This window comes from Chryseobacterium taiwanense (assembly GCF_000813825.1).
Taxonomy (GTDB): domain Bacteria; phylum Bacteroidota; class Bacteroidia; order Flavobacteriales; family Weeksellaceae; genus Chryseobacterium; species Chryseobacterium taiwanense.
The window spans coordinates 88596-111347 of the sequence record NZ_JWTA01000003.1; the positions used below are offsets into that span (position 1 = coordinate 88596).

The 22752-nt window shown below is 34.7% G+C and carries 20 protein-coding genes; 15 read left to right on the forward strand and 5 right to left on the reverse strand.

What is annotated here, in order from left to right; all coding sequences use genetic code 11:
- Window positions 1-147 precede the first annotated feature (147 nt).
- The 3 genes from RM51_RS03195 to tilS form a co-directional block, all read right to left on the reverse strand.
- Complete coding sequence (locus RM51_RS03195; RefSeq protein ID WP_052248370.1) at window positions 148-1725, reverse strand: T9SS type A sorting domain-containing protein; 1578 nt, start codon at window positions 1723-1725, stop codon at window positions 148-150.
- A gap of 129 nt (window positions 1726-1854) precedes the next feature.
- Window positions 1855-3924, reverse strand: coding sequence for a protein-disulfide reductase DsbD family protein (locus RM51_RS03200; RefSeq protein ID WP_039365263.1), 2070 nt, complete (start codon window positions 3922-3924; stop codon window positions 1855-1857).
- 1 nt (window position 3925) lies between these two features.
- Window positions 3926-5266, reverse strand: a complete 1341-nt coding sequence (tilS, locus tag RM51_RS03205) for a tRNA lysidine(34) synthetase TilS (RefSeq protein ID WP_084110914.1) — start codon at window positions 5264-5266, stop codon at window positions 3926-3928.
- Between the two features lie 86 nt (window positions 5267-5352).
- Here tilS and RM51_RS03210 point away from each other — a divergent pair, with 86 nt between their 5' ends.
- The 6 genes from RM51_RS03210 (at window position 5353) to RM51_RS03235 (ending at window position 10070) form a co-directional block, all read left to right on the forward strand.
- Complete coding sequence (locus RM51_RS03210; protein WP_039365093.1) at window positions 5353-6186, forward strand: OmpA family protein; 834 nt, start codon at window positions 5353-5355, stop codon at window positions 6184-6186.
- Window positions 6187-6544: 358 nt separating this feature from the next.
- Window positions 6545-7192, forward strand: a complete 648-nt coding sequence (locus tag RM51_RS03215) for an O-methyltransferase (RefSeq protein ID WP_039365096.1) — start codon at window positions 6545-6547, stop codon at window positions 7190-7192.
- A gap of 90 nt (window positions 7193-7282) precedes the next feature.
- Window positions 7283-7999, forward strand: a complete 717-nt coding sequence (locus RM51_RS03220) for a C40 family peptidase (protein WP_039365099.1) — start codon at window positions 7283-7285, stop codon at window positions 7997-7999.
- Between the two features lie 18 nt (window positions 8000-8017).
- Window positions 8018-8485, forward strand: a complete 468-nt coding sequence (locus RM51_RS19005; RefSeq protein ID WP_052248371.1) for a DUF1648 domain-containing protein — start codon at window positions 8018-8020, stop codon at window positions 8483-8485.
- Window positions 8482-8820 (forward strand): cupin domain-containing protein, encoded by a 339-nt coding sequence (locus RM51_RS03230; protein WP_039365102.1) that lies wholly within the window; start codon window positions 8482-8484, stop codon window positions 8818-8820. The genes RM51_RS19005 and RM51_RS03230 overlap by 4 nt, the downstream gene beginning before the upstream one ends.
- Before the next feature lie 11 nt (window positions 8821-8831).
- A complete protein-coding gene (locus tag RM51_RS03235; protein ID WP_039365105.1) occupies window positions 8832-10070 on the forward strand; it encodes a 3-deoxy-D-manno-octulosonic acid transferase in 1239 nt (412 codons plus the stop codon).
- On the opposite strand, the gene RM51_RS03240 is transcribed toward RM51_RS03235, so the two are convergent.
- Window positions 10062-10688 (reverse strand): hypothetical protein, encoded by a 627-nt coding sequence (locus RM51_RS03240; protein ID WP_039365108.1) that lies wholly within the window; start codon window positions 10686-10688, stop codon window positions 10062-10064. The genes RM51_RS03235 and RM51_RS03240 overlap by 9 nt on opposite strands.
- The gene (locus tag RM51_RS03245; protein WP_039365112.1) at window positions 10688-11440 is read right to left on the reverse strand and encodes a glycosyltransferase family 2 protein; all 753 of its coding nucleotides are present in this window, start codon (window positions 11438-11440) and stop codon (window positions 10688-10690) included. The genes RM51_RS03240 and RM51_RS03245 overlap by 1 nt, the downstream gene beginning before the upstream one ends.
- 147 nt (window positions 11441-11587) lie before the next feature.
- Between RM51_RS03245 and RM51_RS03250 the strand changes: the two genes are divergently transcribed.
- The 9 genes from RM51_RS03250 (at window position 11588) to RM51_RS03295 (ending at window position 22731) form a co-directional block, all read left to right on the forward strand.
- Complete coding sequence (locus RM51_RS03250) at window positions 11588-12055, forward strand: lipocalin-like domain-containing protein (protein ID WP_039365115.1); 468 nt, start codon at window positions 11588-11590, stop codon at window positions 12053-12055.
- 154 nt (window positions 12056-12209) lie between these two features.
- Entirely contained in the window at window positions 12210-13844 is a 1635-nt protein-coding gene (locus RM51_RS03255; protein ID WP_039365118.1) for a DUF1800 family protein, read from the forward strand.
- A 2-nt stretch (window positions 13845-13846) separates the two neighbouring features.
- Complete coding sequence (locus tag RM51_RS03260; protein ID WP_039365120.1) at window positions 13847-15478, forward strand: DUF1501 domain-containing protein; 1632 nt, start codon at window positions 13847-13849, stop codon at window positions 15476-15478.
- 68 nt (window positions 15479-15546) lie between these two features.
- Window positions 15547-18360, forward strand: coding sequence for a leucine--tRNA ligase (leuS, locus tag RM51_RS03265; RefSeq protein WP_039365122.1), 2814 nt, complete (start codon window positions 15547-15549; stop codon window positions 18358-18360).
- Window positions 18361-18600: 240 nt separating this feature from the next.
- On the forward strand, window positions 18601-19464 hold the full coding sequence (locus tag RM51_RS03270) for a MotA/TolQ/ExbB proton channel family protein (RefSeq protein WP_039365124.1): 864 nt from the start codon (window positions 18601-18603) through the stop codon (window positions 19462-19464).
- Window positions 19465-19523: 59 nt separating this feature from the next.
- Entirely contained in the window at window positions 19524-20132 is a 609-nt protein-coding gene (locus tag RM51_RS03275) for an ExbD/TolR family protein (RefSeq protein WP_039365125.1), read from the forward strand.
- A gap of 12 nt (window positions 20133-20144) precedes the next feature.
- On the forward strand, window positions 20145-20720 hold the full coding sequence (locus RM51_RS03280; RefSeq protein ID WP_039365127.1) for an ExbD/TolR family protein: 576 nt from the start codon (window positions 20145-20147) through the stop codon (window positions 20718-20720).
- 24 nt (window positions 20721-20744) lie between these two features.
- Complete coding sequence (locus tag RM51_RS03285; protein ID WP_039365129.1) at window positions 20745-21587, forward strand: energy transducer TonB; 843 nt, start codon at window positions 20745-20747, stop codon at window positions 21585-21587.
- Between the two features lie 265 nt (window positions 21588-21852).
- Window positions 21853-22731, forward strand: coding sequence for a PstS family phosphate ABC transporter substrate-binding protein (locus RM51_RS03295; protein WP_039365135.1), 879 nt, complete (start codon window positions 21853-21855; stop codon window positions 22729-22731).
- The last annotated feature ends 21 nt before the right edge of the window (window positions 22732-22752 follow it).

The following is a 22752-nucleotide window of genomic DNA, read 5'->3' on the forward strand; positions in this document are numbered from 1 at the left end:
TTCGTATCTTTCTTTTTGAACGTATACAAAGTTTGTACCTAATTTGTGGTATTGATTGCTAAATTTTAATTTTATTAAATTTTGAAATAAAAAAACCTTATGATGATTGTGTTTTCATAAGGTTTTATAATATTTTAAGAATAGGTTTTATTTCTTTATAATTAATTTTTCAGAAACAATATTTTTTTCTGCATCGTCAATCTGAAGAATGTACATTCCGTTTGCAAATGGTGAGGTGTCAATAGAAATATTTGTCCCAGAATATTTTTCACTGGAAATTTTTCTTCCTACAGCATCAAAAATAGTCACTGTACTTTCTTTCGGAAGATGATTGATGTGAACAATATCTTTTGCAGGATTGGGATATATTTGTGGCTTTTCTGGTGTGTTAGTCTCGGTGATTCCTAATGATTCTTTAGATCCGCTTAGCTTTACAATCCAAAAATCCGACTGACCGTGATTTCCGGTAACGTCTCCGGTATCTGGGTTCGTACTTGAATTTCCTGCGGCGGCTAAACCTCCATCTGTAGTTGAAATAATGCTCCATGCTGTCTCATGTCCGTCTCCGCCTAAGACTTTATTCCATAACAGATTTCCTGAATTGTTTAGTTTTACAATCCAAAAGTTTGTACCTGTTGGGAGCCCGGGTTCAACAATTCCGGTATTCGAAGAAATGTATCCTGCTGCGACAAAATTTCCATCCGGAGTTTGGGCTACAGAATACGCTTGGTCATAGCTAAGGCTGCCCATCGCATTTTGCCACTGCAGATTTCCTGCTGTGTCGAGTTTTATGATCCAAAAATCTCCTTGTCCGTTGTAAGTACTGTTTCCGATATTTGAAGTCGTTGTACCGGATGCTATATAGCCTCCATCTGAAGTTTGTGCTACGGAATAGGTAATATCGGTTCCTATACCTCCGAAACGTTTTTCCCAAATAATATTACCTGTAGTCCCCAGCTTTACTATCCAGGAATCTTTTACCCCTAAATAAGTGCCGGAAATATCTCCGCTGCTTTGAGAGCTGGTTTCTCCAGCGATAATATATCCTCCGTCAGTAGTTTGCTTAATATCATAAGCAAATTCTTCACCAGATCCGCCAAGAGCTTTTTGCCATTGTAGATTTCCTGAAGCGTCTAATTTTATGACCCAATAATCGTATGTATATGAGCCATGATTTCCAGTGACGTTTCCGCTGTTTGAACTTGAATGTCCACCTACAATATATCCGCCGTCAGTAGTTTGCTTTACAGAGGTTGCTACGTCCTGATTTTGACCTCCATAGGTTTTCTGCCATTCTATATTTCCAAGTGCATTCAGTTTTACAATCCAGTAATCTGCATATCCTTGATTCAAGGTGATGTCACCATTAGATGAGGTGGTATATCCTGCAATAACATATCCTCCATCTGAGGTGGTACAGATTGAGTTTGCCTGATCATCACCAGATCCGCCAAGGGCTTTTTGCCATTCAAGAGTTCCTGTAGCACTCATTTTTACTACCCAGAAATCATTATCTCCATGATTCATAGTTGCATTTCCATCAGAAGATTTTGAAAATCCTGTAGTGATGTATCCTCCATCAGGAGTTTGTACAATAGATTTCGCAATTTCGGAAACAGATCCTCCAAAAGATTTTTGCCACTCAATATTCGGAATGGAAGACTGCGAATGTATAGGGATTCCATAATGGATAAGAATGAATAAGAAAATAAATTTATATTTCATGGTATTGTAATTTGTGTTGTTGATTATTCAAATATATTAAAATTAATTTGAGAAGTGTAATGGTGAAGATTGGTTTGCATAAAAAAACTCATGCCTTTCGACATGAGTTTTTACAATATTTTGCAGTTATTATTTATTCTTTTTATAATAGTTTACTCCGCATTCCAAGAATTTTTTGAAATCCTCTTTTGGCATATATCCTGAAACCGGTGTATTGATTACTTTTCCGTCTGGAGTTACCAAAACATAGTGTGGTTGAGAGTTGTTATTAAAGTTAACCTGTTGAAATAAACTCCATCTGTCACCAATCGTTTTTACCTTTTTTACCTGTCCGTCACCCAGATCAATTTTGGTTTTTTGATCTTCAGGAAGTTCTTCTTTGTCGTCAACATATAAAGAGGCTAAAACCACATCGTTTTGAAGAATAGGTAAAATATCTGCTTCACTCCAAACGAATTCCTCCATTTTTCTACAGTTTTCACAACCGTATCCTGTGAAGTCAATTAAGATGGGTTTATCCTCTTTCTTCGCTAATTCTACAGCTGTGAAGAAGTCGTGTTCAGGATGCATTCCCAGAATTCCATCTTTTTCGTCATGGAAATAACTTACATTTAAAGGAGGTAAAATACCACTTAATAATTGCAATTTAGGACGTTCAGAAGGAATTAATCCCTGAACCAGATAAATTACAAATCCGAATCCTAAAGCTCCTAATATTTTTCTTGTAATAGAAATTTTTGGCTTTTTATCATCATGTGGGAACTTGATTAATCCAAATAAATATAATGCTAAACCTAACGCAATAACAATCCAGATCGCAATGAAAAGTTCTCTTTTTAGTAAGAATGTTTTAGAAACTAAATCTGCTTTTGATAAGAATTTTAATGCTAAAGCCAATTCTATAAAACCTAAAACTACTTTCACCGTATTCATCCAGCCTCCAGATTTTGGAAGACTTTGTAATGCTTGAGGAAATAAAGCTAATAGTCCGAAAATAATTGCCCAAGCCAATCCGAAACCAGCCAATGCAAATGTTAATAACATTGGAACGTTTGCTGAACCGGTTACTGCGCTTCCTAATAAACTTCCCAAAATTGGTCCTGTACAAGAGAAAGATACAATTACCAATGTAAGAGCCATAAAGAAAATTCCGATAATTCCTCCGGCTTCTTCCGCTTTTGAAGATTTGTTGGCAATCGAACTTGGTAATGTAATATCGTAGTATCCGAAGAAACTTCCTGCGAAGAAAATAAATATGATGAAGAAGGCAATATTCAGCCAAACGCTGGTAGAAATTTCATTGAAAATATTTCCTGCAATTCCATCAATAATATGGAAAGGTACACTTAATAATACAAAAATTAAAAGGATGAAGAACCCATAAATTAAGGCATCTCTTTTTCCTTTTGCTTTGTTTTTGCTGCCTTTTGTAAAGAAAGAAACAGTTAAAGGGATCATTGGGAATACACAAGGAGTCAACAATGCAATTAACCCACCGATGAATCCTAAGAATAAATACGTCCAATAATTTTCTTTAATTTTTGTAGAACCTGTTCCACAATCCGTTAAAGGTTTTTCAAAATCAATAGATTCAATTTTTAACTGTTTTGGATCCAGTTTTGAAGTTTCTGTTACCGTAATTTCTCCTTTAGCAGGATTTTCTACAACAGTTTCAATGGCTTTTACAGAATCTTTCGCTGCTTCTGTTTTTTCTTCAGGAGTAGCTTCTTCCGTCACTCCTTTTGGCGTAACCTGTTTATTGAATTCTAAAGTATTCGGAGCCAGACAGACTCTGTCGTCGCAGGTTTGATAAGTGATTTCGGCCACCACATCACCTGGTTTTGTTCCGTCTTTTAATTTGAATTTTTGTTTGAATCCTGCAGAATTAGAATAATAAATGATGGTTCCTCCGAAAGCTTCCGAAAACTCTTCATGTTTTTTTCCTACCTCTGTAAATTTTCCGATCAATTCAATGTTTTTCCCGGAAACTTTATAATCCGTCGGGATTCCTGTGTCTTCAGGAATATCCTTAGAATAAATATGCCATCCGCTTTCCATGGTAGCGTTCAAAACGGCTTCGTATTGATTGTTTCCTAAATCGTTGATTGTAAATTTAAACTTTACAGGATTTTTGATTTGTGCATTAATTCCTGTTGCTAAAAATAACAGAATTAATAAAAACCAGTTTCTAAATTTCATCTTACTTTTCATTAAAAATTTTGAGAATTGTATTGGTCTTCCCATCCTTTGCATTTCGTCGGTCTTGTCTGAATGGGATTACTCCAAGAATAGAATTTTCGCCATCCACCAATACCCAAATTTTTTGCCTCGCTAAAATAGATAATTTTTCGTCCCTAAAAAATTTAGAAACCTTCTTTTTCCCTGAAAAGCCCGTTGGGAAAAATTCGTCACCATCCTGTTGTCTTCTTAATCGCAGTGGGAACTTGAGTTTTTCAGCATCAAAATTCCATTCGAAACTCTTATTGATTTCTTCAATGTTTTCAATTGTAGCGTTCAGATCGATTTCAATTTGATTCTTTGTAAAGTCAAATTTTTCAATCAGAAGAATTTCATCTTCCGGCTTTTTATTAAAACTCAATCTTTCGTCCTTAGTTTTGGGACTTATCATCAAATCATTGTAGTTAACAAGTAACTGATGGTCTTTTGAAAAAAAAGAACTTCCATTTTCAGCTTTAAAAATTTTAGGAATCTCCTCTGAGGTAAAACCGTATTTTTTTAAAATCTCAAATTTTACAAAATCACTTTGCTGATTGAGTTGGTCTTTTGATATGATTTTATAGTCATTGTTAAATACTGTAAGATTATTTTCTATTTCCTGAATCTGTGTTTGAACAAAATCTTTAGTCTGATTCAGATAAGAAGAACTCTTTTTAAAATTGTCTAAAAAATGCTCGTTTGTTTCCAATAATTTGGGAACAATTTCAAGACGGATTTTATTCCGTAAATAATCACTTTTTTTATTAGAAAGATCTTCACGGTATTCGATACTGTTCTCTTTTGCAAATTCATAAATTTCCTCTTTCGTAAAGTTTAAAAGAGGACGCAGAATTTTATTTTCATTCGAAGGAATTCCACTCAGTCCATTAATTCCGGCTGCTTTGGAAAGATTGATAATAAAAGTTTCCAGTTGGTCATTTAAATGATGAGCCGTAACTAAGAATTCTAGGTTTTCCTTTTCTTGAATCTGCTTGAAAAAAGTATATCTTAATTCTCTGGCCCAAAGCTGAATGGAGTTTTCAGGTCGCTGATCTTTCTCCGAAACCTCATATAAATGAAATTTAATATGATTCTTTTCGCAGAAATCTTGAACTACTTTCTGATCCAGATAAGAATCTTCCTGACGTAGTTTATAATTGATATGGGCAATCTGAAATTTGCAGCCCGAATCTCGTAACTCATTAAACAGATACGCCAAAACCATAGAATCAACACCTCCGCTCACGGCCAAAAGATAGGGGTGGTTTTCAGGAGAGTGAATGAGATTTTCTAATTCTTTTTTTAAGTCTGTCTTTTTCAAAATTTACGGTAAGAATTTCTATTAGGCAAAGATAATCCTTATAATTCAATTCAATTCCCTACCTTTGGCTGGTCTAAAAATGATTATTTATGAAGATTTTTAAAATTTTAGCAGTTTCTGCAATGGTGTTAGGATTGACATCTTGCGTTAGTAAAAAACAGTATGAAGCGTTGAGTTCCAATTACAAACAATGTATTGAAAATATTGGAGAAAGACAACGTGAAATTCAGGATTTGAAATCACAAAATTCTGCTTTATCAGGTGAAAATAATTTGCTGAAAAGTCAGCACGATGCTTTGAAATCATCTTTGGATGCTTGTTTATCAAACACAGGTAAAAGTTCTGCAAATATTGATAAATTAGTAGGAGAGATCAATGCTTCTAACTCTTATATCAAACAATTGATTTCTAGTAATGCTAAAAATGACAGTTTAAATTTAGCATTGTCGAATAAATTAAAAAGATCATTGGATAATGTAGGTGATGATGATGTACAGGTAAAAGTATTGAAAGGTGTGGTAATGATTTCCCTTTCAGACAAAATGTTGTATAAAACAGGAGACTACAATATTCTTCCTGCAGCTCAAGAAGTGTTAGGAAAAGTGGCTAAAGTAATCAATGATTACGATAAATATTCAGTATTGATCGAAGGAAATACAGATAATGCACCATTAAGCTCTGCGAACTTGCCAAGAGACAACTGGGATCTTTCTGCATTGAGAGGAACTGCGGTTGCTAAAATTCTACAGACTCAATTTGGTGTTGATCCTGCAAGAATTACAGCAGGTGGACGTTCTGAATACAATCCTAAAGCGACGAATATGAGCGTTTCTGGAAGATCAGAAAACAGAAGAACCGAAATCATCATTATGCCTAAGCTTGATGAATTCATGAAATTAATGGATATTGCTCCAAAGAAATAATTAACAATAACATACAATAAAAACTCCCGAGATTCTCGGGAGTTTTTGTTTTTTTAAACTACATCTTCTTTTTTCAATAATGAGATAATTCGTTGTAAAAATGAATTGGATATTTCTGGTTTAGTTTTTTTTGAGGTATTCATTTTGGTGATGTACCTTTTTGATTCCTTTGTCTTGCTGATTTGATTTTCTCCGGCATTCATTTTGATTATGTGTTTTTACCTTCCTTTGCAAAGGTATTGTTTCATTCTTCAGAAAAACATCCGTGTTTTTACGGTATTTTACATCGTGTTTTTTACTGTTCTTATGATAAAGGCTAAATATTTTTTAGTTAAATTTGAATCATTAAAAAAATAAAATGAGTTTTTTTGAAGAGACAAATCCGGAAATGGATAGGTATTTAGAAACGCATGCTTCATCTGAATCCGAAATTTTGAGAAAGTTAAGAAGGGAAACCTTTCAGAAAACAACACAACCTCATATGATTTCAGGATATCAGCAAGGAAGATTGCTGACTATTATTTCTCAGATGATGCAGCCGAAAAACATTCTTGAAATCGGAACCTTTACGGGATATGCTACCCTTTGTTTAACAACTGGTTTGGCAAAAGACGGGAAGATCACAACATTGGATGTGAATGAAGATCTAGCTTATCTGCCTAGAAAATATTTTGCAGAAAGTGAATATTCTGGCCAGATTGATTTTAAACTTCAGGATGCAAAAGAGTTTTTAAGAGAAACCGATGAGGTTTTCGATCTTGTTTTTATAGATGCCGATAAAGAAAATTATGCAGAATATTTCCGTTTGATAAAACCTAAAACAAAATCAGGATCTGTAGTGATGTTTGATAATGTGTTGTGGTACGGAAAAGTATTAGAAGAAAATCCTAAGCAAAAATCGACTCAGGTTATTAAAGAGCTCAATGATTTGGCGGCAAACGATGAAGATTTTGAGAATCTTATTTTACCTTTGCGTGATGGGGTAAATTTACTTCGCAGAAAATAATTATAAACTATTAAAAGATTAAACTATTAAAAAATTGGAGAGCGCTAATTTTTTAATTTTTAATTCTTGAATCTTTTAATCAAAATATAAATGGATAAAGGAATTTGTATTGTTACGGTAGCGCCAGTTCGTGCCGAAGGTTCAGATAAAGCAGAGATTGTTACTGAGATCCTTTTCGGAGAAAGTGCAGATATTTTGGAGGTGAATAAAAACTGGACCAAAATAAAAATGCATTACGACGGCTATGAAGGTTGGATGGATACGAAGCAGATCAAGCCTATCTCTGATGAAGACTTTGCAAAAAGAAAGGTAACGGTGGTGACGGAAGATTTTTCTTCGGTCTTAATGAATGATGGAAAAACCTTATTGTCAATAGGTTCTGAAGTGGAGTTTCCTGTGGTGGCATCACGTAGAAGTCATGATATGAGAGAAAGTATTGCACTTACTGCTAAAGAATTCCTTAATGTCCCTTATTTATGGGGAGGTAAAAGCTTTTTTGCAGTAGACTGTTCAGGGTTTACCCAGCTTGTTTATAAAGTTCATGATATTAAAATACCAAGAGATACTTACCAACAGGCTGAAGTAGGAGAGGCGTTGAGTTTTGTGGAAGAAAGCAAACCCGGAGATCTTGCCTTCTTTGAAAACCCGGAAGGAAAAATTATTCACGTAGGAATCATGCTCGATGCTCAGAAAATTATTCATGCTTCAGGAAAAGTGAGAATAGATACTCTGGATTCTACAGGTATTTTCAATAAAGAACTTAATAAACATACCCACAAATTAAGAGTCATAAAAAGTATTCTGTAATGTTAAAATACATCTGAAATGGAAAATACACTATTTATAATTTTTGATGTTTTCAATTTCGGATTGCTGGTTTTTCTATGGGGATTTACCATAAAACAGTATAAAACATTACCACAGACCATTCCTGTTCATTTTGATTTTGACGGAAAAGCGGACGGCTTTGGAAGCAAGAAATACTCTTTCTTAATGCCGGTTTTTGCGACTGCATTTTACGTTCTATTTGCTTTTGTGGTGAGAGAGCCGGAATCTGCGAACTATCCTGTAAAAATTACAGCAGAAAATAAAGAGGCACAATTTCTGATCATGGAAATTTTTATAAGATGGCTTTATATTCTGATTGTAATGATCTTTTTGAATAGTTTAGATTATATGTTCAGATATGCATTTGATGAGAATGTAAAACCAAGAGTGCCTCTTGCAATGGCGATTTTATCAGTCATCGGTAGTTTAATTGTTACATTTATTTTTACAGGTATTTTCAAATGATAAAATCTAAAAACAATTCCGAGCATTATACTTGGGGAAATAATTGCGATAGCTGGATTCTGAAAGATTCTCATGAGCTTTCCGTGAAACAGGAAATAATGCCTTCGGGAACGGCTGAGAAACTGCATTTTCATAAAGAAGCACAACAGTTTTTTTATATTTTGAAAGGAGAAGCAGTTTTCTCTATTAATGAGGAAAAGTTTTCTGTAAAAGCGGGGGAAAGCATTTCGGTCTTGCCAAAATCAAAACATTATATTTCTAATGAATCGAATGAAGATCTGGAGTTTCTAGTCATTTCAAGTCCTTCTACAAATAACGATAGAACAGAAATTTAAAATACAATCAAATGTCCTTTTTCTACAATATATTTATCAATTTACTTATTTTCGGAATGAACGTTTTTTCATTGATTAATGATAAAACTAAAAAAGGCGTTGAAGGAAGAAAAGAATCTTTGCAAAAGGTGAAATCTGTCTTTAATGATTCTGATGAGGTAATATGGATGCATGCTGCAAGTTTAGGCGAATATGAACAAGGTTTACCTGTTTTAGAACAATTGAAAAAAGAATTTCCGGGACGTAAGATTTTAGTAACCTTCTTTTCTCCTTCAGGATATGAAAATGTGGTTAAGAAAAGACATATTGCGGATGTGATTTGTTATTTGCCGTTTGATACCAACAAAAATGTAAAAGATTTTATATCAGCTTTTAATGTTAAACTATTTTTTACGGTGAAGTATGATTTCTGGTATAATCTGTTGAATGAACTGAAAGCAAAGGAAGTTGAAACATATGTAATTTCTGCACTGTTTTATGAAAGGCAGGCTTTCTTTACATCCTATGGGAAATGGTTTGTAAAACAGCTTAAAAACAATATCGATTGGTTTTTTCATCAGAATCAACATTCGTATGTTTTAGCAAAAAGTGTAGGTCTTGTTAATTCTTCGGTTACGGGTGATACGAGATTTGATAGAGTAAAACAACTTAGAGAGAGAGAGAATCATGTGGATTCTGTAATAGATTTCAAAGCGGGAGAAAAAGCTGTGGTTTTCGGAAGTTCATGGCAGGCAGAAGAAAAAATAGCTGAATTGTTGGTTGCGAAAAATAATGAAGTTAAACTTATCATTGCTCCTCATGATTTAAAAAGAGTTCATCATTTACAGCAGATCTTTCCGGAAGCTATTCTTTACAGCCAAATTCAGAATACTCAAAAAGCTGAACTTTCGGATGCGCAAATTCTTATTATTAATAGTATTGGTTTGCTTTCTAAATTATATTCCTATGCAGATATTGCAGTCGTTGGAGGAGGTTTTCATGAGGCCGGACTTCATAATATTTTAGAGGCTGCAACGTTCGGCATTCCTGTAGTCTTTGGGAATCACTACAAGAAAAATCCTGAAGCGGACGATTTGATCAAAGTAAATGGAGGAAAGTCGTTTGAAAGTGAAAATGTAGCTACACAATTTATTCTTTCACTTATCGATAACGAAGAGGTTTTAAAAGAAATGTCCGGTAATGCGGAGAAGTTTGTTACAGAAAAACCTAATTCTACAGAACTGATTATAAAGAAAATAATGTCACTTTAAAAATCCTTGGTTTTTAAGATCTTTTGCAATTTGATCAATGTTATCAGGAATGTTTTCCGTGCTAAGCCAGTTCAGGTCTAAGCCATTATTAATGCATAGTTTTTTCAGGTAATGATTGTCTTCTATTTTTTGCTGGGTATCTCTTAAATATTCATCAATTTCCATCCAGTAATCTTCATCTAGTTTTTTAGTTAAGATAAAACTTTTGAAAATTTTATTGATGAGGTAAAGATAAAGTTTATACACCTGATCAAATCTTAGAGTGTTCAGTTTATCATTGTTTTCTAAAATTTCATTGATCAGGAAAAGATTCAGAGAAACGTCCCCGAATTTGTCTGTGGTTACTTTTACGTGTTCTGTAATCTCGCTGCTTATTTTTCGAATATGAATCAGATAGTATTTATGATTAAGTAAATATTTACTTAAAAGCATCAGTTTTTCACGGATGATTTCTTCCATCTGACCTCTCTTCTGATCTGTGTTTTCTGGATCAATAAGTTCAAAATATAATTTTTTTGAAAGAAGTTTGTCTTTTTTTAATAGCCTGAAAATTAATCGGTCTTTTTCCAGAGAAGAAAAATTGCTTAACGCTGCTTTGAATTCTTTTGAATATTCCATCAGTTGAAAAGTTTAGAGTATTTGAAAAATCCGTTAATGGCCCAGTTTGCGGTATAGTACAACGATTTTAGAGTAGAAAATTTCATATAATCCTTATATACCAGATATTGATCTTTCACAACATCCTGTTTCTTTCTTGAAACACTGTTGGAATGCATTCTGTATTTTGCCATTGTTTTGGGTAACGGCTTTCCCGCAGGGATTTTCTTTAATAAATTGAGCCACATGACATGGTCTTCACGTTTGCTTCCTTCGGGAAAATATTCTTTTCCTGTTCTTTGTGAATCATACATAGAAGAGAGAAGAGAAAGACGGCAGGTTTTTAGGAGGTTGTTAAAAGTAACTTCTTTGTCTGCCTTGAAATCTTCAAGTTGTGGAATAAGTTCGGCATTGCATCGCGCGTAGTTTGAATAAGCGATTTCTGCCTGTTCTTTCTGCATGAAACTAATCATTTCGGTAAGGAATTCTGGTGCCCAAAAATCATCGGCATCTAAAAATGTAATATATCTTCCTGATGCTTTTTCCAGTGAGATGTTTCTTGCATGTCCGGCTCCTTTATTTTCTGTTGAAATGGTCAGCTTTATTCTTGAGTCGTTGACGCTTTTGATGATTTCAACGGAGTCGTCTGAAGAACAGTCGTCCGTAATCAGCCATTCCCAGTCTGTAAACGTTTGGTTCATTACTGATGCAATGGTTTCTTTCAGGAATTTGGAAGAATTGTAACAGGGAGTAATGATAGAAACTAACGGCATGCAATGTTTTTATACAAATATAAGGCTTAAAATATAAGGTTTCAGCAACGGTATTTTTAATAATTTGAAAATTAAATTACGAAAGCTAAAAAAAATGTTGAAGTTTTTAAAAAAAATCATAATTTTAGGCCTTGAAAAATTTGATATATGAAGAAATTAGCATTGCTATTTGCAGGTTTATCATTATTGTCTATCTCAGCTTGTAAGGATGATGATCCGGCACAAGTGTATCCGTTGGTTGGAACTTGGTCTCCGATTAAGGAAGTAAGAACAACGATTCAGGCTTCAGGAGCTGGAGTTTCAGATGAGATTGCATATACTGATTGTCAAAAAGCCTCTAGATGGGTTTTTAACGAAGGTTCTACAGGTAAAAGAAAGGATAGTGATGATGATGCTACAACCCCGGGACAATGTATCGCGTCTGCTGACCGTACGTTTAACTACATATACAACGAAGATAAAAGTATACAAATAAAATATCTAGGAACAGTTGAGCCTGAGAATGGTAAAGTAACTCTTCTTGATGCCACTACTTTGAATCTTACCATTGAGGATAAAACTGATCCTAATGAGTATTATTCAGTGACGTATACAATGAAGAGAATTGTGCAATAATTTGTTTTTGCTATTTGTAATATAAGAAATCCTGTCTTATGATAGGATTTTCTCTTTTGTGTAAATGATTTATTAATTATTTAATAATTTTATTGAGTGAGGTGTAGTGTTATGTAATACAATTAGCTAACTTTGATTCTCTAAAATCTTTGTAATGCCAAGTCTCACTCCTAAAACATCTGCCTTAGGCTTCTTCAATGCATATCATTTGCTGAGAAGAACGACCTACAATATCACGAAGGCCAGAATAAATTACTTCGCAACAAAAACTCCTGATCAGGCTCTGAATGAGCTGTTTACTTTTGCGGCTCCCACACCACCGAGTCCTCTCAATAATAATGCAGAGACGATTGTGCCTACAGTAGCAAATCCAACGATTACCGATACTTTAAGTACAGCAAATTCTGTGGTCTATGATAATTATTGGTGGATGTATCAGGCGATGAAAGATCCTTCCGCGCAATATAAAATCGTGTACTGGCTTCATTTGCTTTTTGTCACGGATAATGATGCGAGTTTTTTTACCAATTTTGATTATAAAGAGCTTTTGAGATTTCATGTCAATGGAAGTTTAAAAGATTTGGCTATAAGAGTTACTCTGAATCCAAGAATGCTGATTTATCTCAATAACAATGTCAATAAGAAAAATAGCCCTAATCAAAACTATGCGAGAGAGTTTTTAGAATTATTTACGATTCTTAAAGGACCTCAGATAGGAACGGGAAATTATACCAATTATACGGAAACAGATGTACAACAGGCGGCAAAGGTTTTAACCGGTTTTACACTGACTTCTGCTAATCAGCTTAATAAAACAGCAAGACTTAATACGGTAGATCCCGTGACGCAGTTGCCAACAGGGTTTATAGATGTGAATACCCATGATCTTACCAATAAAACGTTTAGTAGTGCTTTTGGAGGAACGGTCATCACGGGCGCAAATACCGTGAGTACCATTCAGACGGAGTTTGAAAGTTTTATCACGATGGTTTTTAATCAGGATGAAACGGCAAAAGCGTATTGCAGAAGAATGTATCGTTATTTTGTGGGAAGAGAAATTACGAGCAGTATAGAGACAGATATTATTGTTCCTTTGGCTGCGACTCTTAAAACAAATGGTTACAATATTTTACCGGTACTTAGGATATTATTATCCAGTAAACATTTTTATGATGAAGAAGATTCCATTGCTGGAGATCAAACGATAGGTTCGTTAGTGAGAAGCCCTTTAGAATTGTACTTTCATATGTTTTCTTTGCTTCAGCTTTCGACACCTCTGTATTCTGCAAACCCAAGTTCACTGCATAGTTTTTTATCAACAATTTCCAGTTATTCCCAGAACTCGGGAATGCCTGTTTTCAGACCACAATCTGTAAATGGCTATGCCGCATATTCCAGTAGTCCGAATTATGATAAAAACTGGATTACTACATCATCTTTAAGAATCCGCTACAACAATTCTATCGATATGTTGATTAACGGAATTACGCAAAACGGATTTTTATATAAACTCAATTTACCATTGTTTGTGAAGGATAGCGGTAATTTTCAAAATCCTGCAGATGCTGTACAATTGGTTTCGGAATTTTGCGAACTGCTTTTTGTTGATTTTCCTCCAGCCACAAGATTAGATTATTTCAAAACCGTTTTTCTTAATGGGTTAAGTGTAATCAACTGGCAAAATGAGTGGAATAATTACCTTACGACCGGAACTGCCACGAATGTGAAAATCCCGATTGACCGCTTAGTAAAAGCACTTATTAAATCTCCTGAATTTCAAACAATGTAATTATGGACAGAAAAAAGTTTTTACAATTGATTTCTATGGCAGGTGTTGGAGCTCCTTTTCTGCTTAACGGAATGCCATCTCGTGTCATGAATCAGTTTCTGGATTTTAATGTGAATTGTGATCCTGTAAATGAGCGTGTTCTGGTTATATTGAGATTAGCAGGAGCAAATGACGGTTTGAATACGGTAATTCCGGTTAGTCAGTATGATACCTATGCTAATTTAAGACCGAATATTAAAATTAATAATACAGGAACGGGAGCATATATTCCTTTGGATACTACAGTGGCAGCTACTAAACAAGTAGGATTGCATCCTTCAATGACCGGGTTTAAATCTCTTTACGACTCAGGTAAATTGACCTTGTTGAATGGAGTAGGGTATCCTAATCCCAATTATTCACACTTCAGATCTGAAAATCTAATGTTTTCAGGAAAAGACGGTACAAATAATAATCCCGATCTTTTAGATGGAATGTTTGGAAGATATTTAGGTGCTTTGTATCCCGGATTGGCAGGAAATCCTACGACGCAAAGTCCGGATCCTTTGGCAATACAATTAGGAAATTTAAATCCGAGTTTATTTTACGAACATATCACAGAAAAAAATATAGAATACAATCTTACAGGTTTTCAAAACTCTTTATTTACAAATCTGTTTGTCAGTGTAATTCCTACTCAGTCAGAATATAATGATCTTTTAGATTATATAAAAAATGTTGCGAGCAGTATGGATGCTTATTACAACAGGGTGATGCAGGTTTTCAATGCCGGAAATAATTCTACTACAACTTATCCGACATCCACTTTAGCAAAACAATTGAAAACAGTAGCAAGGCTGATAAAAGGAGGGAGTAAAACAAAAATTTTCCAGGTGAATTTAGGAGGTTTTGATACCCATGTAAATCAAATTCAGTCAGGGAGTACACAGCTGGGAAATCATGCTAATTTATTAGCGGATATTTCAAATTCAATTCAGGCTTTTCAGACCGATGTTGAAGCATTGGGAATTGGGCATAAAATTATGACTGTTACCTTTAGTGAATTCGGCAGACAGGTAAGAGAAAATGCAAGTTTAGGGACGGATCATGGAGATTTAGCGCCATTCTTTATTGTTGGAAATGGGTTGAATTCCGGTGTAATGGGAGATCATCCGCTATTTACAAATGCTACAAGTTATTATTACAATCAAAACCAGCGAAGATTTGATTATCGTCAGATATTTGCCTCTCTCTTACAAGATTGGTTGGGAGCGGATTCAGGACTTATAGCTTCTACCGAATTACAAGATTTTGTAACGCCTGCCAATAAAATAAATTTAATTTCCGCGTCCAGTACAGCGACTGCAGTTTGTGCAACTTTAGGAACGCAGGAGGTGATGACGAAAACTAAAATTAAAGTATATCCAAACCCTACAAAAGATTTTCTGGAAGTGGATTTTGGAACTGGAAAGTCCGGAGAAAATGCAGTATTCATTTTTTATGATGCTTCAGGAAGGGAAGTGCTTTCAGATACACATGGGATCAATCAGGGCAAAGCAAAGTTGTTTGTAGGTAACCTGCCCAATGGTAATTATGTCCTAAGGGCTAAGACTACGGAAGTAGAATTTACAAGTAAGATCATCATTGCTAAATAACAAGAAAAGAATATTTAAGTTTTTTCTTTTAAAAAAACTTAAATTTGTACTTTATATAAAATTATAGAATGTTTTACGATCATCAGCAGATAGAAAAAAAGTGGCAGAAATACTGGGAAGATAATCAAACGTACAAGACTTCCAATAACACAGACAAACCAAAATTTTATGTTCTCGATATGTTTCCGTATCCATCAGGTGCAGGGCTTCACGTAGGTCACCCGCTTGGATATATCGCTTCCGATATTTATGCGAGATACAAAAGACACCAAGGTTTCAATGTGCTCCACCCAGTTGGCTACGATAGTTTCGGACTTCCTGCTGAGCAGTACGCTATTCAGACAGGACAGCATCCTGCAATTACTACTGAACAAAACATTAACAGATACGAAGAGCAATTAAGAAAAATAGGTTTCTCTTTCGACTGGAGTAGAGAAGTAAGAACTTCTGATGCTTCTTATTATAAATGGACACAATGGATTTTCATTGAATTGTTCCATTCTTGGTATAATAAGGATACAGATAAGGCAGAATCTATTTCTGCTTTAATTCAACATTTCGAAGAAAAAGGAACAGAAGGTTTAAATGCCAATCAAAATGATGAATTAAATTTCACAGCAGAAGAATGGAAATCTGCTTCTGAAATGGATAAAGAAGATATTCTTTTAAATTATCGTTTAGCATACAGAGCGGAAACGACTGTAAACTGGTGTCCTGCATTAGGAACAGTTTTGGCAAATGACGAAATAAAAGACGGAAAATCTGAAAGAGGAGGTTTCCCTGTTTTCCAAAAGAAAATGATGCAGTGGAGCATGAGAATTTCTGCTTACTCTGAAAGATTATTGCAAGGTTTAAAAACTCTTGACTGGTCACAACCTTTGAAAGATTCACAAGAATATTGGATTGGAAAATCACAAGGTGCGCAGGTTAGATTTAATGTTGAAGGTCATGACGAAATCGTTGAGGTTTTCACAACAAGACCTGATACCATTTTTGGAGCAACTTTTATGGTTTTGGCTCCTGAAAATCCTTTAGTAGAAACAATTACTACCGATGCTCAAAAAGCAGAAGTAGATACTTATATTGAAGAAACTTCAAAGAAAACTGAAAGAGACAGAATGTCTGACGTGAAAAACGTTTCAGGTGCTTTCACGGGAAGTTATGCGATCAATCCGTTTAGCGGAGAAAAGATGCCGATCTATATTTCAGATTATGTTTTGATGGGTTACGGAACGGGAGCTGTAATGGCTGTTCCTGCACACGATGAGCGCGATCATAGATTTGCGAAGAAATTTAATCTTGAAATTAAAAAAGTTGTAGAAACAGAAGAAGACGTTCAGGAAAAATCTTTTGATTCTAAAGATTCTGTTTGTGTAAACTCAGATTTCTTGAATGGATTAAATTATAATGATGCAAAATCAAAAATAATTTCTGAAATCGAAAATAAAGGAATCGGTCACGGAACAACGAATTACAGACAGCGTGATGCGATTTTCTCAAGACAAAGATACTGGGGTGAACCGGTTCCTATATATTATAAAGATGGGATGCCTTACACATTACCAACATCTGCATTGCCTTTAGAACTTCCTGAAGTTGAAAAATATTTACCAACAGAAGATGGAGATCCGCCATTAGGAAATGCGAAAACTTTTGCTTGGGACGAAGCGAACCAAAAAATTGTTGATACCAATTTAATTGACGAAAAAACTGTTTTCCCATTAGAATTATCTACAATGCCGGGTTGGGCGGGAAGCTCTTGGTATTTCTTGAGATATATGGATCCGAAAAATGAAGAGGTTTTCACCAACAAAGAACTTTCAGATTATTGGGGACAGGTAGATTTATATATTGGAGGTAGCGAACACGCGACAGGTCACTTATTGTATTCACGTTTTTGGAATATGTTTTTAAAAGATCGAGGATATATTAATCATGATGAACCTTTCCAAAAGTTGATCAACCAAGGAATGATTTTGGGGATGAGTGCTTTTGTGTATAGAATTGATGGTACAAATCAATATGTATCTAAAAATTTAGCAAAAGAATATACAACCCAGGCAATCCACGTAGATGTATCCTTATTAAAAGGAACAACTGACGAATTAGATACGGAAGCTTTCAAAGCTTGGAGACCGGATTATGCTGATGCAGAATTTATTTTGGAAGACGGAAAATACATCACAGGTCGTGAAGTAGAAAAAATGTCTAAGTCAAAATACAATGTTGTAAATCCTGATGATATCTGTAATGAATACGGAGCAGATGGATTGAGATTGTATGAAATGTTCTTAGGTCCGTTAGAACAATCCAAGCCTTGGAACACTCAAGGTCTAAGTGGAGTGTATGGTTTTCTGAAAAAATTCTGGAATTTATATTTCAACGGAGAAAATTTTGAAGTTTCAGACGAAGAGCCTACAAAAGCAGAATATAAAGTTTTACATACATTAATAAAGAAAGTAGTTTACGATATCGAAAACTTCTCTTTCAACACTTCTGTGTCTTCATTTATGATCGCTGTAAATGAATTACAAAAAATAAAATGTAACAAACGCAATATTTTACAACCTTTAGCCGTTATCATTTCGCCTTATGCTCCACACATCTGTGAAGAGCTTTGGAGTTTATTGGGGAATAGCGAATCGATTGAATTTGAGAAATTCCCAGTGTTGAACGAGGAGTACTTAGTGGAAGATGAGATTCTTTATCCGATAAGTGTGAATGGGAAAATGAAGTTTAAAATTTCACTTTCTGCTCAACTTTCAGCGAAAGAAGTTGAAGAATTAGTGTTACAAGATGAAAAAATGGTACAAATTTTGGATGGCAAAACTCCTAAGAAAATCATTGTAGTGCTTCACAAAATTGTGAATATAGTAATTTAAATAAAATTTAACATTGGTAAAATAAAAAAAAAATAGGGGTAATTTTTTTAAATTTTCAATATATTATTTAATATGGAATAATATTGCCAAAAAAATAAAAAAAAATTGAGATTTTGGAATTGATTCAAAAAAACTCTATCAAAAAAAAGCAAATTGTTTATTTAAAATAATTGCATTTTAATTAATTTTGCCTTTAATTTACAGCCTCAAAAAATTTAAAACAATATAATTTAGTTAAATATGGAAATGAATGTTTCAAAAAATGATGAGCAAGTAGTTGCTAAAAAAGCAGGAGGTTTAAACCCGGCTGTTATTATTCCTATCATCTTAGCAATAGGAATTTGTATTTATTTATTCGTTTTGGGTAGCCCTGGAAACTTTAAAGATGCTGAAAAATTAGGAGGAGCGTCTGTAGCTTTTTCAGATGTTGAAGGAAAAGACATTCATCCAGATTCGTTCTTGGGAATTATCTACAAAGGAGGGGTTATCGTACCTATCTTGATTACTTTCATGCTTACTGTAATCGTTTTCTCTTTTGAAAGATATTTCGTTTTAGGTAAAGCTGCTGGAAAAGGAAACTTGGATAACTTCGTTGTACAAGTAAGAAGCTTACTAAACCAAAACAAAATTGATGCAGCTTTAGAAGAGTGCGACAGACAAGAAGGTTCTGTTGGTAACGTAGTGAAAGAAGGTCTTACTACTTACAAAGCTCTAGCTCACGATACAACTCTAAACAAAGAGCAAAAAATGGTAGCGCTTAACAAAGCGATCGAAGAGGCTACAACTCTTGAGATGCCAATGTTAGAGAAAAACATGATGATCCTTTCTACGTTAGGTACTGTTGCAACGTTAGTAGCACTATTAGGTACGGTAATCGGGATGATCAAGGCGTTCTTCGCATTAGGTTCTGGAGGTGGTACTCCTGACGCAGCTGCACTTTCTACGGGTATCTCTGAAGCCTTGATCAACACGGCATTAGGTATTGGTACTTCAGCTATCGCTATTATCCTTTATAACTTCTTTACTTCTAAAATTGACGGATTAACTTACAAGATCGACGAGATCGCTATGAGTATCCAACAATCTTTTGCTGAATTCAACTAAGAATTAGGCAAAGAATTTGTAGTAAGTAAAAAGAAGTTTAATTAAAAATTTTATTAATAATGGCGAGAGTCAAACCAAAAAGACATGGAGTAGTTACGGATATGACGGCAATGTGTGACGTTGCGTTCCTACTACTTACGTTCTTTATCTTGACCACTCAGTTTAAAAAACCTGACGTGGAGCAGATCAAACCGCCATCTTCAATATCAGAGAAGTTACTTCCTGATGCAAGTTTGATGACTATCAACGCTACTCCTGACGGGAAATTTTATTTCCAGCCAGTAGAAAATGCATCTGAGAGATTACAGCTTTTGGACAACATGGGGAAAAAGTATGGAATTACTTTTGACAACAAACAAAAAGCTGCATTCCAAAAAGTACAAGCGATTGGGGTTCCTATGAACCAGCTTAAGAGCTATCTTGATTTGTCAGATGACGAGCAGAAGAATTTCAAGAGTCCTACAGGGATTCCTATGGATAGTACAAATAAGCAGTTAGTTGACTGGGTAGAGCAAAGTTTAAGCGTTAATCCTGATTACAAATTAGCAATCAAAGGTGACGTTACAACAGAATATCCAAAAGTTAAAAGCCTATTTGAAGGTTTAAGAGATATTGATTTTCTTAAATTTTGGTTGATTACATCACAAGAAGGTAAACCTAATGAATAATATCATTTAGAAATGGCAGAAGTACAAGTACAGGAAAAAGGCGGGAAAGGCGGCAAGGTTCGATCCAAGAAGCAGAATACCCGCGTAGATATGACTCCGATGGTGGACTTAGGGTTTCTATTGATTACCTTCTTTATGTTCACAACCACATTCTCTAAACCGAATGTAATGGATTTGGGTCTTCCGGCAAAACCGAAAGATGATACACAAAAACCACCTCCAACAGAAATTAAACTTTCTAACTCTATTTCTTTATTATTAGGTAAAGACAATAAGATTTTTTGGCACCAGCAGGACAACACGTCTTTGACTGACCAAAATCTTAATGAAACTACTTACGATAGAGAAGGAATTAGAAAAGTAATTGAGCAGGCAAAAGCTGGTGCGGCTGATAAAACTAAGTTTACTGTGATTATCAAGCCAACTGACGATGCTGTATATAAAAACTTTGTAGATATTCTTGACGAAATGGCAATTACTAAGAGTGAGCAGTACGGGGTTACTGATCTTAAGCCTTGGGAGAAAGCTATTTACGATAAGAAAGTTGGTAATTCAGGAGCAGCTCCTGCAGCACCGGCTACAAAGTAATTTAAACCATAACATTGTATATCTATGGCAAATGAAAATGTATACGATCCTAGTCTTACTTTAGACGAGATTGTATTTGAAAATAGAAACAAGGAATATGGTGCATACGATTTAAGACATCAGTATCCAAGACTTCTGACGAAATCTTTTATCGTTGGAACGGCATTATTCCTTATTGCGGCTTTGTCTCCTTTCATTTATCTTACCATTAAGAGACTTACTGCTCCACCTAAACAAGAAGTTAAGGCGGATTTGGTAGAAATTCTTCAGGAAGATAAAATTATTGAGCAGCCGAAAGAAAAAGAACCACCTCCACCACCTCCACCTCCAAAAGAGGAAAAAATTGAGGTTATTCAGAATGTGGTTCCGGAGCCGGTAAAAGCTCCAAAAATTGAAACTCCACCACCGCCAATTTCTAAGCAATTAGAAACAACAACTGGTTTGACTAATCAGGAGGGGGTAAAAGCTCCGGCTTATACACCTCCGCCACCGCCACCGTCAACAGGAACTAGAGCTTCAACAGCTGAGGTTAAACCTCAGGTGAGTGATACTCAGGTTTATACGGAAGTAGAGCAAACTGCAGAATTCCCAGGAGGTATTAATGCCTTCAGAAAGAAAGTAGGAGAAAACTTTGATACTTCTGCGATCGAGGGAGCTGATGGAGTTGTAAAAGGAGAAGTTACTTTCGTTGTTGAAAGAGATGGAAGTATTACAGATGTTAAAGTTACAGGTTCAAACTCTGACTTTAACTCTGAGGCAGTGAGAACTGTTAAATCAATTAAAAACAAATGGGCGCCTGCTAAGATTAATGGTCAATCTGTACGTTACAGATATAGACTACCTCTTGCAATGCAACCACCGGAATAATTTAATTTAATAATTAAATAATATCTAAAAAAGAGAAGCAATTGCTTCTCTTTTTATTTTTTTTGGTATTTTTGTCATATGATGTTCAAGTGGTTATCCTTAATAACAGGATTTTTTTATATCGTTTTAGGAATAGTTGTAATTGTTTACAAATTTTTCGTAGTTACTTTAGAACCTACAATAGCCTATCCATTGGGGGCTATTTTGGTACTTTATGGGATATTTAGAATTTTCAGAGCGATATCCCAACTTAAAAAGAATAAAGATGAATAATTCTCTTACAATAGCTTTTATACTTTTTATAGCGGTTCTTTCAGGCTGTTCAAAGAAAAAAGAAGCTTCACCATCTTACAACAAAGGAGATCTTACCATTCTTACTGATGAATCATTTCAAAGCGTCACTGAGGCTTTGGCCGATGGATATATGATTAATTATCCGGAAACTAAGCTAAAAGTAGTGACTAAAAAGGAAGATTTAGGATTTCTTGATTTATTGAATGATAAAGCAAGAATTGTTGTCATGTCGAAAGAACTTTCTCCTGAAGAAATTAAAGAATATGAAAAGCAAGTAGAACTGAAGTTTTTGCCTGCTAAATTTGCAGCAGACGCAGTGGTATTTGTTGTCCCGAATACTTCATCTAAAGAATCTGTTTCTATGGATGAAATCCAAAAAGGCTTACAATCAGAAGATAAAGAATTTATTTTTGACGGAACCAATTCAAGTAATTTGAATTTTGTTGCTCAAAAACTACATAAACAACCGAAAGATCTGAAATTCTCAGTGATTCCGGGAAGTAAGAATCTTATTGAAGAACTGAATAAATATCCTAATAAAATCGGAGTTATAGGATTGAATACATTTAGTCGTCCCTATGACAAGGCTTCAATGGAATTGAGAAGTAAAGTTAAAATTCTTCCTGTAGAAAGTAAAGGAAAACTTTATGCGGCAGATTATGCTGGATTAAGAGAAATGAAATATCCTTTTACAAGAGTATTGTACTTTTTAGCCAATGAAGGGAATTTTAATATTGCGAATGGTTTCATAAGATTTTCTTGTACACAGTTGGGGCAAATGATTGTTCAAAAGGAAGGTTTACAGCCTTATAATATTTATAAAAGAGAGGTTCAAATGTTTAATAAATAATTTTCATAGGGCTAAAATTTA